This window comes from Sorangium sp. So ce1335, from assembly GCF_051521615.1.
Lineage (GTDB): Bacteria > Myxococcota_A > Polyangia > Polyangiales > Polyangiaceae > Sorangium.
Map to the genome: position 1 here is coordinate 1,454,266 of NZ_CP150363.1, position 13,750 is coordinate 1,468,015.

The following is a 13,750-nucleotide window of genomic DNA, read 5'->3' on the forward strand; positions in this document are numbered from 1 at the left end:
GCGTCGATGTCGCGCGTGGCGCATGCAGGCACAGCCGTGAGGGCGCGCGCGCCGGGCGGCGTCGGCGCCGATTTTTCTTGGGGTTTCCACCGGTTCGGCGTTCTAGGATACGGCGATGAACGAGCGGAGAGCGGCGCTGATCTTCAACCCTGCTGCGGGCCATGCAGGCGATGCGGTCGAGTCGCTCCCGGCGCGGCTCCAGCGCGAGTTCGCGCTGAGCGTCTACGAGACGGGCGCGGATCGCAGCGCGGCCGCGTGCGCCGAGGCCGCGCGCCGGGAGGGCGTCCCGCTGGTGATCGCGGCCGGCGGCGACGGGACGATCTCGAGCGTGGCGTCCGCGCTCCTCGGGACCGACACGTGCCTTGGCATCCTGCCGCTCGGCACGGCGAACTCGATCGCGCACACCCTGGGCATCCCGGACGCGCTGGAGGGGGCCATCGAGGTCCTCGTGCACGGGGAGCCGACGCGCATCGACGCCGCCCGCGCGAACGGCAGGACCATGATCTTGCTGTCAGCGGTGGGGCTCCACGCCGACACCGTGGGCGAGACCCCGCAGGACGCCAAGCAGCGCTGGGGGGTGCTGGCGTACATCCGCACCGGGTTGAAGAAGCTGATGAGCCTGGAGCCGTTCTCTGTCGAGATCGAGACGGAGGATCAGCGGATCCACTGCCGGGCGGTCGCGGTGACGGTCGCGAACATGGCGCCCGCGCGCACGGTGCTGGCGCAGGGGCCGCCGGTGCTGTCCCCGGAGGACGGGCGGCTCGATCTGACCATCGTGTCGGCCACGACGCTCGTCGAGGCGGTCGCGACAGGCCTTCACCTCTTGCGGACCGCGATCGACGGGGAGCCGGCCGAGCGCGACAACATCGGCTTTCTCGCCGCGCGGCGGCTCCGCATCAGCACCGATCCGCCCCAGCACGTGCTCATCGACGGCGAGGAGGTCGGGACCACGCCCCTCGTCGTCGAGTGCCTGCCGCGCGTCCTGTCGGTCATGACGTCCCGCCGCGAGGTGATCCCCGCCCCGCCCCCCGCCGCGGAGGTCGAGGTGAAGCTCGAGGGGCTGCCGGAGCTCGAGGTCGAGCCGAAGGCGTGAGGCGACCGCGCGCGCCGGGCGGCGTGACGCGCGCCGGGCGGCGTGACGCGCGCCGGGCGGCGTGACGCGCGCCGGGCGGCGTGACGCGCGCCGGGCGGCGTGACGCGCGCCGGGCGGCGTGACGCGCGCCGGGCGGCGTGACGCGCGCCGGGCGGCGCGGTGGCAGCAGCATTGCGACAGCGACACGGGGGAGCAAGCGACAGCGCCCTTGCGTAGGGAAAGGTGGTTTCGCCGGTGGGGCGGAGCTCGATCTTCATTCCTTGGAAGGAGCGTGAGCGCATGCGATCGACGTTCTGGGCTGGTGTCGTGGGGCTGTGCCTTTCGTGCGGTTTATCGGGCCTCGGCTGTGGAGAGGACGAGGTGTCGCCGCCCGGAAGCTCGGCGGGCTCAGCGGGGGGGGACGGCGGTGAGGCGTCGTGCTCCGGGCTCGACCCGTCGACCGTCGTCGACGAGCTCACGCCGGCGGAGAGCGAGCAGGCGTGCGAGGGCTACCGAAGGTGCAGCATCGAGTCGCTCACCGTCGAGTTCGTGTGCCACATGATGGGCGTGATGGGCGCGAAGTTCGGGGACGACCCCGGGACGACCGACGCCGACCTGCAAGCGAGGTGCGCCGAGCAGTACGAGAGCTGCATGGCCGACCCGAGCCAGGCAGAGGCGTTGATCGAGCAGACCATCGAGCAGGTCGAGGCGCGCCCCTGCGTCCAGTCGACGCAGTGTACGGCCACCATCGCGGAGCTCGAAGCGTGCCTGTCGGCGACGCGCGAGCGCTCGCGCAACGTGCTGCCCGAGTGCAGCGAGCTCACCCTGGCGTTCTTCGACGGGCCCGCGCCTGTCGACGAGGCGACCGTTGCCGCGTGCGGCGCCATCACCCCGGACTGCTGGCAGCTCGCGATGCCGCCGGAAGAGTGACCGGCAGGGGGCGCGGCGCCGCGGCGACGCGGCCGGCGCCGCGCCTTCCGCCGGCCGCCCCGGCGTGGTACGGCGTGCGGCGATGAGGCTGACGGGGGGCGCCATCGAGCTGCCGGCGCTGGCGAGCGCCCACTCCCATGCGTTCCAGCGCGGGATGCGCGGGGAGGCGCAGCGGCCGGGGCCGTCGGGGTCGGACGACTTCTGGTCCTGGCGGACTGCCATGTATGCGCTCGCGGGGTCGCTCACGCCGGAGTCCATTCACGCGATCTCGAAGGTGGCCTATCGCGAGCTGCGCGCCGCGGGCGTGCGCACGGTGGGCGAGTTCCACTACGTGCACCACCAGCCGGGCGGCGCGCCTTATGCGGACCGCACCATCCTCGCGGACGCGGTGATCGAGGCGGCGCGCGCGGAGGGGCTCAGGATCGCGCTCCTCCGGGTCGTCTACGCGCGCGCGGGCGCGGGCCGCGAGCCCGAGGGGGCGCAGCGGCGGTTCTCGGACGCCTCGCTCGACGCGGCGCTCGCGGACGTCGAGGCGCTGCGGGCGCGCTACGCGGGCTGCGAGGACGTGCGCGTCGGGGTGGCGCCGCACAGCGTCCGCGCGGTGCCCCCGGCGTGGCTCGGCGAGATCGCGCGGTTCGCCGCGGAGCGCGGGCTCATGGTGCACATGCACGTGGCCGAGCAGCCGGCCGAGATCGAGGCGTGCCTCGCCGAGACGGGCCGGCGGCCGGTGGAGCTCCTGGCCGAGCGCGGGGCGCTGAGCGAGCGCTTCGTCGCGGTGCACGCGACGCACCTCGCGCCGCACGAGCCGGCGCTCCTCGGCGCGGCGCGGGCGTTCGTGTGCCTGTGCCCCACGACCGAGCGCGACCTCGGCGACGGGCTGCCCGACGTCGGGGCGCTCGTCGGGGCGGGCGCGCGGCTGTGCGTGGGGATCGACAGCCACGTGATCACCGACCCGTTCGAGGACCTGCGCGGCGTCGAGCTGGGCGAGCGGCTGCGGACCGGCAAGCGCGTGACGCTGCGGCGGGAGGGCGGGGGAGAGCAGGGCGGCGCGACGCCGGCCGAGGCGCTGTGGGAGATCGGGTCGCTGCGCGGGGCGGAGGCGTGCGGGTTCGAGGACGCGGGCGGCACCATCGCGATACGCCGCGACGCGCCCGCGCTCGCGCTCGTGCGGGAGGAGCGGCTGCTCGACGCGGTGGTGTACAGCGGGAGCCCGGCGATCGTGGAGGAGAGTCCCACGTCGTCGCCCTCGTCTGTGCGTTGACTGCGCGTTGCCCGAGGCGACGCGACGGTCCTCCGCAGATCAGGGCGCAGGAACGGCCCGGGACGAGCGGCAGAGCGTGCAAGACGCTCACACGTCACGGTGGTGTGATTTGTGAGGTCCAGGCGTCTCGCCTGCGCCATGTACGGGAAACGAATCAAAGACTGGCATGACTGGATGCCTCTGGCGGCGCTGCTGCCGGTGGGGCTCGTCTTGCTCTTGAGCCTCCGCGAAATCCAGGCCGTCCAGCGCAAGAACGTCGCGGCGGCTGTCCAGGCCGTGCTCTCGACGACCCACCGAGGGCTCTTGACATGGGCGCGACAGACGAAGACCATCGTGGCGTTCTGGGCGAGCGAGCCGAGCTTACGGCGAGCGGTCGCCGCGCAGATCGAGCAGCGCCGCGACGACGGGGCGCTCCGCGATTGCCCGCACCTGGAGGCGCTGCGGCGCGAGCTGAACAAGATCGTTCAACAGAACGAGTACCTCGGCTTCGACGTCATCGCGACGGATGGCACCCACATCGCCTCGGATCGCGGTGACTTCGTCGCGACAAGGACCCTGAGCTCCCATGATCCGGACACCATCGCCGCGGCCCTGCGCGGCGCCGTCATCATCGGTGCGCCGTTCTCCATGCGGTCTCCGGTCCTCGACAGGGACATCCCCATGCTCCTCGTCGCGGCGCCGGTGCGCGCTCTCGATGAGGAAGGGGAGATCCTCGCGGCGCTCGCCTTCCGCATCGATCCTGGAAAGGAGTTCACGGAGACCGTTCAACGCGGACAGGTCGGCGTAGGCGGGGAGACCTACGCCTTCGACAGGCGCGGGCGCGTCGTCACGGAGCTCAGGTTCTCTCAGAGCCTGCACGATAATGGCCTCCTCGCGGCCGGCAAGCGCTCGACGCTCAACGTGGAGCTGCGCGACCCCGGGGGCGACGTGTCGTACGGCGCCCAGCGCCCGTTGTCCCGATCGGAGCAGCCGCTCACGCGGATGGCGACGAGCGCCATCGCGGGGAACGCCGGGGTCGATGTCGACGGCTACCGCGATTATCGCGGCGTGGAGGTCGTCGGCGCATGGCTGTGGGATCCGGAGCTCGACCTGGGCCTCGCGACCGAGATCGACAAGGACGAGGCCTATGTCGTGTTCCATGCGACGCGCCGCGTGATCCTTGCTGCCTGTGCCGTGACGCTGCTCGTCGGCGTCACCATGACGGTCCTCTTGCAGCGGCGCGCGAAGGACGTGGCCGCCGGCATGGTACGGGAGCAAGAGCTGCGCGGGGAGCTCGAAGATCGTGTCCGTTGCCTGGAGCGCACAGAGACCGCGCTGAAGGAGGCCGTCCGTATCCGCGAGGAGTTCCTGCGGTTCGCATCGCACGAGCTGCGCACGCCGCTGACGAGCCTGCGGCTCCTGTACGAGCACATGGTGCGATCGCGCTCTCAACCCGTCATGCCGACGATGGGCCCGAACGAGCTCGGCCGCTTCTTGAAGGTGTCCTCGCGTGAGCTTGCTCGGATCACGCAGGTCATCAACAACATGTTCGTCGTCGCGAGCTTCTCGAGCGGTCCGCCGGCGCTGAACCTGGAGCGGGCAGAGCTCACGGCGCTCGTGCGCAGGACCCTCCGGCAGATGGCAGAGCAGATCGAGGCTGACGGATGTTCCCTGGAGCTCCGGCTCGACGGCCCCGTCTTCGGCTACTGGGACCAGTCGCGCATCGAGCAGGTCATCACGAACCTGCTCTCCAATGCCTCGCGGCACGGGACCGGACAGCCGATCACGCTGTCGGTCAGCTCGCACGCCGGCTGGGCGGTGGTCTCCGTGCACGATCGCGGCGTCGGCATCACGCCGGAGCAGCGCGAGAGGCTCTTCGAGCCATTTCGATGGAAGCCGGATTCGCACGGCGGTCTCGGCGTCGGGCTCTACGTCTGCCGGACGATCGTCCTGGCGCACGGCGGCGAGATCCTGGTCGATGGCGGGGCCGGCGGGGGCACGACGTTCCTCGTCCGGCTGCCGCTGCCCCCGGATCTCGAGGGGGGTGACGCCGCTCCGTCGTCGAACCCCGGGGGTGGACGATGGGGCGACGGGGAGGTGGCGGGAACGGCGTCCGCGTGAGGCGTGCCCTACGGCAGCTCCGCCAGGGGGCCCTTCCGGTACGCGGTGTCGTTCCCGAAGTGCGCGTCTTCCTGGCCGAAGGCGCGCAAGATCGAGGTGTAGACGTTGTGCAACGAGACGTCGGTCTCGTACTCGGACTGGACAGGGTCCGCGCTCGCGCGCTTGTTGTAATTGACGTGCCGGCCGCCAGGCCACCTGCCGCCTGCCTTGCCGGCGAGCAGGACGGGGACGTCGCGAGGCGAGTGCGCGCCCCCGCACCCGAACTCGCTCGTGAAGAGCACGACGCTGTTGTCGAGCATCGTGCCGTCGCCCTCGGGGGTGCTCTTCAGCCCGTCGAGCAGGCGCGCGAACATCTCCATGCGCCAGTTGCGGTTCGCGAGGATGGTCGCGCGCCAGTCCTCCATCCTGTCGGGCTCCGCGCCGCTCGGGCCGACGTCGAGCCCGGCGTGGCCGAGGCTGTGGCCGAGGTCGGTGGTGTAAGGCTGAGGCAACCAGCCCGTCAGGACGTCGGCGATCTGGAATGTGGCGACGTGGGTGAGGCCGCAGCGGAAGGCGTGAAGGAGGATGTCGATCAGGAGGGGAGCGGCCTCCTGGATCCCTCCGCCCGTGTAAGAGCCGTATCCCTGGTAGACGGGCGCGCCGCCGACGTCCGGCTTCGTGCACGCCGCCAGGCTGGCGACGCCTTCGAGCTTCTTCTCCAGGCTACGGATGTGCTCGGCGTGCGCGTCGAGCAGGTGCCTGTCGGCAGCGCTCACGCGCCCCTTCAGCGCCGCGAGCTGCTCGCTCACCCCGTCGAGCACGCTCTTGCGCTGGGCGCGGATGCGGAGCTGCTCGGGCGTGGGCCCGGAGGCGGACTCCGCGACATCCTTGAAGAGCCGGTCGAAGGCGCTCGTCGGGTCCTTCTCGGTGGAGACCTGCTCTCCCCCCGCGCCGTACAGCGGCTCTCCGTAGTTGTGCCCGTCGACCATGAGATCGATCGACGAGAACGGCGTCGGGCTCTCGCTGGCGAGCCGCTGGGCGATCACCTGATCGATCGACGGGCCCAGCGCCCTGGCGTCGTCACCCCCCGAGGTCGTGTCGGCGCAGGTCAGAACGGTCGCGTTGGAGCACCCGTGGTGTCCGCCGTAGTCTCCCTGGACCAGCCCGGCGGCGTCGTCGACGCCGCGGAGCAGGGTGAGATCGCCCTTGTGGGCCTCGAGCGGGGCCATCTCGTCGCCGAGGACCTCGAGCGCCTGCCCCTCGTCGCCGGGAGCCCAGAGATCGAGCAGGCTCCAGGCGCCCGGCTTCCAGGGATCGCCCTTGGACCCTGAGTTGTGGCGCGACGTGATCGTGCCGCCGTGGCTGAAGAACACGATGAACCGCCTGGCCCTGCCGTCCGCGGCCCAGACGTCGCCGTGCGTCGCCTCGAGGAACGGGAGCCCGATGCACAGGCCGGTCGCGGTTCGGAGGAAATTCCTTCGGCTGAAAGCGGCGCGGCGCATGGGGTCACTCCTCGGGGTGGCGCAGGTGCAAGAAGGCGTTGCTCGTCGTGAGGGCGAGGAGGGCGTCACGCATGCTGCCGCCGCTCTCCGGCGCCGGCGTGGCCGCCTCGATCGACGCGAGATCCTGATCGACGGGCACGCGGCGGAGCGCCGTCTGGAAGAGGTGCTTCGTGAGGCAAGCGCGCGCCGCGGCGCTCGCCGCGAGGGCGGCCGACATCTCGACGCCGCCGTCGACCTCCACGCTCTCCCCGTCCGGGCCGATCGCGGGGAGGCGCCCGCGCGCGTCGATGTCGAGCGCGTACGGGGCGTCCGCGTCTCCGCCCGTCTCCTGCGACTGCCACCGCCCGAGCGCGTCGTAATGCTCGAACGCGAAGCCGATGGGGTTGATCGTCGCGTGGCAGCTCACGCAGCTCTCGCTCGACGTCTTGGCCTCGACGTCCTGGCGGATCGTCCTGTGCACCAGCTCGCCGTTCTCCTCGACGACGCCGCCCTTGACCGGCACGTCGCTCGCGTTGGGCGGCGGAGGGCCGAGGGGGCGACAGAGCACCTGCTCCAGGATGTACGCGCCGCGGCGGATCGGCGACTTGACCTCGACGCTGCCGAACACGCTCAGGAAGGCCGCCCGCGTGAAGATCCCCGCGCGCTGGTCGCCGGGGAGCGAGACCCAGGCGAACGTTCTCTCGTCCGCGGGGCCCTCGACCCCGTAGAGGGCGGCGAGGGGCCCATTCACGTACGCGTCCGTCGTCGTGAGCAGCGTCTCGAAGCGGCCGTCCCCCTCGAAGAGCACGCGCTCCGCGAGCGCCTCGATCTCGGTGCGCATGGCGGCGCGCAGCGCGGGTGAATCCTCGGGGTAGAACTCGGGGCTCTTCGGCGCGTTCTCGATCGATGCGTGCTTGTTCGTGCCGTCGAGCTCGATCCAGTCGGCGAAGAAGCGCCTCGCCGTGGCCCGGGCGCGGTCGTCCGAGAGGAGCCGCTCCGCCTGCGCGCGCACGCCCTCCGCCGTGTCGAGCGCGCCGGACTCCGCGGCGTCGAGCAGCGCGTCGTCCGGCGTCGTGTTCCAGAGAAAATACGACAGGCGCGCCGCCCGCTCCCAGCCCGTCAGCGGACGCACGCCGGAGGCGAGCGCCGCGCTCCCGTCGCCATCGCGGCCCAGCTCGACGAGGTAGTAGACGTTTGGCGACTGGATCATCGTCTTGAGCACGACGAGGAGGGCGTCCTCGAACGACTGCTCCTTTCGCGCCCGGGTGTACTGGGCCTTGAGCATCGCGACCTCGGCCTCGTCGAGCGTGTGCCGGAAGGCGCGACGCCCGAACGTCCGCACGAAGTCGTCGACGCACACCTCGTCATCAGGGCCGCTCGTGTCGCACGGGAACACCGCTCTCCCCCACGACGCGCGCCGGGCGACGATCGTCTCCGCCGCGGCGTTGAGCTTGTCGACGGCGAGGAGCGATGCGACCTCTCCCGCGTCGGGGTCCAGGTCGAGGACGAGCGCCGGATCGCCGAACAGATCGCGCATCGAGCTCGTGAACTGCTCCGGTGTCATCCGGCGCATCACCGCCGGGGCGACGTCGACGAGGCCGCTCTGGCCAGGCGGATCGTCGCTGTCACCGCCGGCGTGGCCGACACAGCCCAGGGCCGCGCCGGACGCGGCGAGGACGAGCGCGCCGAGGAGCGCCGTCGCCCGGCGCCGAGGCGCGGCGAAGAGAGCGAGTTCTTCGATGGATTTCACGCGGTTCGGCTCCGTCCGCTGCATGGCTTCGGTCCTCGCGCGGCCACAGGAAGAGCAAGGAGGCCGCTCCCCACCACCAGCGGATCATCATGGCTTCCACCCTCGCGCTATCGCACGGAGATCAAGGAAGCCGCACCTCGCCAGCAGAGCCATGAAGGAAAGCAAAGATTCGCTGTCTGTCAATTGATTACATCCCGGGTGAGACAATCCATGAAGGGCATTCGCCAGCGCTGTGCGCCACGCTCAGGGGCCCTCTGTCGACCGGGGACCGGGGATCGGTATCGAAGGGTTGCGGTGACGAGGCCTGTCGCCATCGTGGAACCATGATCGGCTCACCGGTGCGATACCAGCGCACAGGAGGCATGGGACTCATGCATCCCGTGCATGTCGAGCGCGTGGCGACGCGGCGAGATCGGTGGTGGCCGGACCTGAACAGGAAGGCGGGGAGAAAAACCGAAGGGTCATCCCGCCTTCCTGTGAATCTCTTCAGGGCAAGCCAGGCGACTCCACACACCGTGCCCGCCTGGTCGGCGCTGGCACGCAGGGCGCCGAGCCCTGGGTCGAGCGCTGCGCCCGGCGCCGCCGGGGCGCTCACCCCACAGCGCCCGCGACGAGCTGCGCCGCCCTGAGCACCACCGCCGCGACAGCCCCCACGTCCCACGCGCGCGCGAGCCACCACTGCACCTCGGCGCCGGTGCTCCACGGCGGGACCCACGCCGGCGGCTGCACGAGGTCCGCGACCGTGAGGACCCGCTGGCGCTGCTGCGCCTCGCGGTAGCCGCTGCCGCCGCCGACGACGTGCTCCTCGGCGCGCAGGTACGCGAACAGCGTCGCTCCCCGGCCCTCCGGGACGAGCGCGCCGCCCGCGCCAAGCGCCTCGGGGGTCGCCGGCAGCTCGGCCTCGGCGCCGCGCTGCTTCAGCCGGAGCGCGCCGCCGCCCGCGCGCCCGACGCGCGCGCGCACCCAGCCGTCGGGGCGCTCGCCGCGGAGCAGCGCGCGGAGCGGCGTCAGCTCGGGGCTCCGGCCGAGGCGGGGCGCGCGCTGCCCGCGGAACACGCGCGCGGCGAGGACCCACAGCCCGATCGGGAGCAGCGAGAGGACGAGGTTCAGGTCGAGCGCGCTCATCACGCCCGCCGTCCCGGCGAGCACCGGGAACGCGAGCACGCCCGCGCCGGCGAAGGCGCCGACCGCGATCGTCGCGCCGAAGCCGCCGACGACGCCGAACGCGACGTTGCCTATCGCGACGACGCCGACGGCGACATTGCCGATCGCGATGAACCCGCGCGCGACGTTGCCTATCGCGATGACGCCGGTGACCACGTTGCCGAACACGAGGAACCCGTTGGCCATGTTGCCGGCGTCGACCCAGCGCGCGCGCTGCGCGGCGCGCAGGGGATCATCGCCCCGGAGCGCGCTCGCCGTCAGGTTCCGGTTCCAGCCGCCGTTCCCGCTCATTCCGTCACCTCGAACGACGTGCGGCCGACGAGCTGGCCGTCCTGGGTCTCGACGTCGACCGTCCAGTGCCCGGCCAGCTTGCGCGGCAGGCTCCCGCCCACGAGCTGCGACTTGAGCCGCACCGCGCCCTCCGGGCCCGGCACCCGCAGCGTCTCCTCCGGCGCGCGGAGCACCTCGCGCCCCTCGTGCCGCCACACATGGAGCAGCCGGTCGCCGTCGCCGCCGGGGACCACGACGTCGGTGACGGCGCGGAGCTCCCGGATGACCGAAAAGTGAAGCGATTTCACGGACATGGCGAGGCGGCCGTCCGGGAGTATAGAAGGGCCGACGGCCGCCGACGACAGGTGCATCGGCACCGGGGGGATGATCTGCCGCGTGCCGTAGGCGAGGCCGACGCCGGCGGCCGACGCGACGACGAGGAACACGACGCCAACGCGGCTCCAGAGGGCGCCGAACGGCAGGTGGAGCGTGCAGAAGCCGAGCACGGACACGAGGGCGGCGGAGAGCAGCGTGTAGAGCGTGCGGGTGTTGGGGAGCAGCGCGGGGATGACGAGGTTCAGGCACGCGAACAGCGTCACGCCGTAGAACACCGAGGCGAGCGTCTTCCAGCGCATGAGCACGCGGTCGAAGACGAGATCGAGCGTCGAGAGCACGGCGCAGCCGCCGAGGAGGAGGACGAACCAGCGGTTCGGGGCGTCGAGGCTGGCGCTCTTCCAGTAGAACGGCAGGAGGAAGAAGAGCATGCCCTGATAGAGGTTCTTCAGGACATAGGTCATCACGAGGAAGCGAAGCCGGGCGCCGCGCCACGCCGTCGCGAAGTCCTGGCGGGCGCCGGTGCCGAACAGCCGGAAGAACAGGAGCACGAGCAGCCAGGCGATGCTGACCGAGATCGCGAGGAAGCGGGCGTGCTGGAACCCCTTCTGCGCGAAGGTCACGACGAAGGCGCCGAGGCTCAGCGCATAGGCGGTGTGCAGCCACCAGAGCTTCTTGTGGTGGCGCTTGAAGAACGCGCGGACGGATGACTTGAAGTCCTGGGGCCGGCCCTCCTCCTCGGCCTCGGCGTCCAGATCGACGAAGGACGCCTTGGGCTCGGCCTTGACGGTCGGCGCGTCGTCCTCCTCGGCGGAGCGCGCCGGGCGGGCGGGCATCTTGAGCGTGCGGTCCTCGGGCTCGGCGGAGCGCGCCGGGCGGGCGGGCATCTTGAGCGTGCGGTCCTCGGGCTCCGCGCCGGGGGCGCCGGCCCTGGGCGGCATGCGCAGGGTGACGTCGTCGAGGGCGCCGCGGTCCCGGTCGCCGGGCGCCGCGGGGCCTCCGCGGGGCGCGCCGGGGGCGCCGGGCGGGGCGGCGCCCGGCACGGGGCCGGGCCCGTCGCCGGGCATGTACACGATGGTCGGCGCCTCACCGAAGGCGTCGGGGACGCGCGCCTTCGGGTGGACGGCGGTCGTGGCGCTGGAGGACGGCGGCGACGGCCGCGAGGGCGCGTTCGCGTGGGCCTCGGGGGCCGAGGCGTCAGGGGAGCGCGGCGCGGGCTGCTTCATGTCCGGGTCGTGGGGTACTTCGGCCGATGGTGGGGTCTTTTGAACTGCCAAGGCGCCCTGAGACGCCAAGAAAACACAAAAATCTTGGCGTCTCAGGGCGTCTTGGCGGTTCCATCATTCCGGCAGGGTGGGGGAATTCCCCCTCCACCCATGTCCGGGGCGCAGCGTACCCGACCGGCGGCCCACCTTCGAGCGCCGGCGCGCGGGGTGCCGGCCGCCGCGCCGGCGCCGTGCGGGCGCGCTGTGTCCCGCAGCCCGCAGCACCCGGGCGGCGGGCGCCCGGGCCGGAGCGCGGCGTCGCGCGAAGGCCGACGCCGCCGCAGCAGCTACTGCGCAGAGCCGAGCCCGGCGAGCGCCTCCCGCGCCTCCGCCGCGAGGTCCTCGTCCTCGGGCTCCACCCGCGCGACGAGGCGCGAGGTCGCGTCCCGCACCCGCTCGGTGGGGGCCAGATCGAGCAGCGGCACGAGCAGCCGCAGCGAGATGTCCAGCGCGGACCCGGCGGCGAGGTTGCGCTCGATCTCGTCGCACAGGACCCGCTCGCGCCGATCCAGGGGTAGCGCGGAGAGCACCTCGCGGGCGAGCCACTCCGGCCCCACGTAGGTCAGCAGCCCGTCGTAGCGATCCTCGAGCACCTGCCCGGGACCCAGGCCCCGGACCAGCGGCAGCACGGCGTAGTTGCCGACCGCGCGCTGGTTGCTCGAGAGCGACGGATCGTCCAGCAACATGTCCGCGAACGCGCGCCCCCAGCGCTGGGCCACGTCGGCCGGGGCCGCCTCGATGGCGGGCCGCAGCAGGTCCGATCGCATCCGCACCCCGTAGGTGCCGAGCTTCCACTCCCCGCACACCCCGAGGTAGTCCTCCGGGGAGAGCGCCTCGCGCAGCCGCTCCGCGAGGACGCGCTCGTCGAAGCGCTTGCCGCCGAGGAAGCGCAGCGTCCTCCAGAGCGGCCACGCCGGATCCACGCCCGGGAGGTCGAGGGGGACGACCCGATCGAGCGGCCCCGGGGGATCGATCCCGAGGAAGCGCCGGCGGTCGCGGCGCCTGCCCGGCAGGTGGTAGAGCGCGAACGGGAGGTCGACGTCGAGCCGGGTGAGCTCGCGGGCCACCTCGGCCTGACCCTCGGAGAGCGCGTCCGGCGCGTCCGCGTACGGGTCCAGGACGAGCCCGAGCGCGTCCTTCGCGCGCTCGTTGCGCAGCGGATCGGACGCGTCCGCGTCGCGCACCATCGCGAGGAGCAGGCGCGCCGCGACGAGCGCCCCCTCCTCGGAATGCGCCTTGAGCTGCTGCTCGACGAGGTGGTCCACCCGGCCGTACATCCAGGGAAAGAGCGCCTCGTCGACGCGCGTCGCGCGGAGCAGCGCGCCCGCGAGCTCGAGCTCCGCGGCCGAAGGAGGCGCGGGATCGACGTGGAGGCGGGCCGCGAAGGCGACGCCGCGGAGGATCTCGGGCTCGTTGCCCGCCACGAGCGCGCGCAGGCGCTGCGCGATCTCGGCGCTCGGCTCGTAGCGGCCGAGCATCCCGAGCGCCACGGCCACGCTGCCGCGCACGAGCGGCTCGGGCTCGCGATCCAGCCGGCCGAGCAGCAGGGCGCGGGAGGGCGCCGCGGCCGACGCGATGAACGCGAGCGCCATCGCCGCCGCCGCGCGCACGCCCGCGTCCGCGTCCTCGGCGAGCCGCGCGAGCCGCGGCAGCTCGGCCTCCATCGCCTCGAGCGCGCGCCGCGCCTCGGTCCCCTTCGCGAAGAGCGACTGCACCCTCGCCTCGCGGAAGTCGAGGCCGCGCGCAAGGAACCACCGGTGCCCCACGGTCAGGACATCGACGGCGAGCGCCAGGACCTGGCCGCGATCCGGCGTCGCCGGGTCCGCCGCGAGATCGACCAGCGACGTGATCGCCGGGGCGCTGGCGGAGAACCAGTCGGCCGCGTCGCAGAGGAAGCGGCGCAGCTCGCCGCGGGCCTGCGCCCGCGCCTCGGGCTGCGCGGCGGTGAGCGCGCCGAGGTGGTGCGGCAGGTTCTGCGCGGAGCCGTCCTTGCGCTTGAGCTTCGACCAGTCGACGGTTTGCCAGTGTGCCATCAGCGTGTCCCTTCGCGTTCACCCCGGCGCGCGGCGCCCCGCCCCCGGTGCGTGCGCCGCGACGCTAGCACGCCGCCCCCCGGCCCCGCGCGGACAAGCGCTCGATGACAGC

Annotated in this window: 9 protein-coding genes; 4 read left to right on the forward strand and 5 right to left on the reverse strand. The window is 72.7% G+C overall.

Annotation, left to right across the window (positions count from 1 at the left end; all coding sequences use genetic code 11):
* The first annotated feature begins 115 nt into the window (after window positions 1-115).
* From WMF24_RS05215 to WMF24_RS05230, 4 genes are all read left to right on the forward strand, one after another.
* Window positions 116-1,093, forward strand: a complete 978-nt coding sequence (locus tag WMF24_RS05215) for a YegS/Rv2252/BmrU family lipid kinase (RefSeq protein ID WP_437735235.1) — start codon at window positions 116-118, stop codon at window positions 1,091-1,093.
* 279 nt (window positions 1,094-1,372) lie between these two features.
* Window positions 1,373-2,002 carry a hypothetical protein gene (locus WMF24_RS05220; RefSeq protein WP_437735236.1) on the forward strand — a complete coding sequence of 210 codons (630 nt, stop codon included), beginning with the start codon at window positions 1,373-1,375 and terminating at the stop codon, window positions 2,000-2,002.
* Between the two features lie 82 nt (window positions 2,003-2,084).
* The gene (locus WMF24_RS05225) at window positions 2,085-3,263 is read left to right on the forward strand and encodes a formimidoylglutamate deiminase (RefSeq protein ID WP_437735237.1); all 1,179 of its coding nucleotides are present in this window, start codon (window positions 2,085-2,087) and stop codon (window positions 3,261-3,263) included.
* Window positions 3,264-3,437: 174 nt separating this feature from the next.
* Window positions 3,438-5,363, forward strand: a complete 1,926-nt coding sequence (locus WMF24_RS05230; protein ID WP_437735238.1) for a sensor histidine kinase — start codon at window positions 3,438-3,440, stop codon at window positions 5,361-5,363.
* Between the two features lie 8 nt (window positions 5,364-5,371).
* On the opposite strand, the gene WMF24_RS05235 is transcribed toward WMF24_RS05230, so the two are convergent.
* The 5 genes from WMF24_RS05235 to WMF24_RS05255 all read right to left on the reverse strand — a co-directional run bounded on the left by WMF24_RS05235 (window position 5,372) and on the right by WMF24_RS05255 (window position 13,638).
* Window positions 5,372-6,844: a DUF1552 domain-containing protein gene (locus WMF24_RS05235; protein WP_437735239.1), complete on the reverse strand. Its 1,473-nt coding sequence runs from the start codon at window positions 6,842-6,844 to the stop codon at window positions 5,372-5,374.
* A 4-nt stretch (window positions 6,845-6,848) separates the two neighbouring features.
* Entirely contained in the window at window positions 6,849-8,597 is a 1,749-nt protein-coding gene (locus WMF24_RS05240) for a DUF1592 domain-containing protein (protein ID WP_437735240.1), read from the reverse strand.
* Window positions 8,598-9,164: 567 nt separating this feature from the next.
* Window positions 9,165-10,028: a hypothetical protein gene (locus tag WMF24_RS05245; protein ID WP_437735241.1), complete on the reverse strand. Its 864-nt coding sequence runs from the start codon at window positions 10,026-10,028 to the stop codon at window positions 9,165-9,167.
* Window positions 10,025-11,566: a DUF5924 family protein gene (locus WMF24_RS05250; protein WP_437735242.1), complete on the reverse strand. Its 1,542-nt coding sequence runs from the start codon at window positions 11,564-11,566 to the stop codon at window positions 10,025-10,027. Before WMF24_RS05250 ends, WMF24_RS05245 begins: the two co-directional genes overlap by 4 nt.
* 326 nt (window positions 11,567-11,892) lie before the next feature.
* Window positions 11,893-13,638: a hypothetical protein gene (locus WMF24_RS05255; RefSeq protein WP_437735243.1), complete on the reverse strand. Its 1,746-nt coding sequence runs from the start codon at window positions 13,636-13,638 to the stop codon at window positions 11,893-11,895.
* Window positions 13,639-13,750: the final 112 nt, after the last annotated feature.

What these genes read in the sequence shown, in the direction of transcription:
- WMF24_RS05255 (WP_437735243.1), bottom strand. Translation starts at nt 13,638, where the DNA reads ATGGCACACTGGCAAACCGTCGACTGGTCGAAGCTCAAGCGCAAGGAC.
- WMF24_RS05230 (WP_437735238.1), top strand. Translation starts at nt 3,438, where the DNA reads ATGCCTCTGGCGGCGCTGCTGCCGGTGGGGCTCGTCTTGCTCTTGAGC.
- WMF24_RS05250 (WP_437735242.1), bottom strand. Translation starts at nt 11,566, where the DNA reads ATGAAGCAGCCCGCGCCGCGCTCCCCTGACGCCTCGGCCCCCGAGGCC.
- WMF24_RS05215 (WP_437735235.1), top strand. Translation starts at nt 116, where the DNA reads ATGAACGAGCGGAGAGCGGCGCTGATCTTCAACCCTGCTGCGGGCCAT.
- WMF24_RS05235 (WP_437735239.1), bottom strand. Translation starts at nt 6,844, where the DNA reads ATGCGCCGCGCCGCTTTCAGCCGAAGGAATTTCCTCCGAACCGCGACC.
- WMF24_RS05240 (WP_437735240.1), bottom strand. Translation starts at nt 8,597, where the DNA reads ATGCAGCGGACGGAGCCGAACCGCGTGAAATCCATCGAAGAACTCGCT.
- WMF24_RS05220 (WP_437735236.1), top strand. Translation starts at nt 1,373, where the DNA reads ATGCGATCGACGTTCTGGGCTGGTGTCGTGGGGCTGTGCCTTTCGTGC.
- WMF24_RS05225 (WP_437735237.1), top strand. Translation starts at nt 2,085, where the DNA reads ATGAGGCTGACGGGGGGCGCCATCGAGCTGCCGGCGCTGGCGAGCGCC.
- WMF24_RS05245 (WP_437735241.1), bottom strand. Translation starts at nt 10,028, where the DNA reads ATGAGCGGGAACGGCGGCTGGAACCGGAACCTGACGGCGAGCGCGCTC.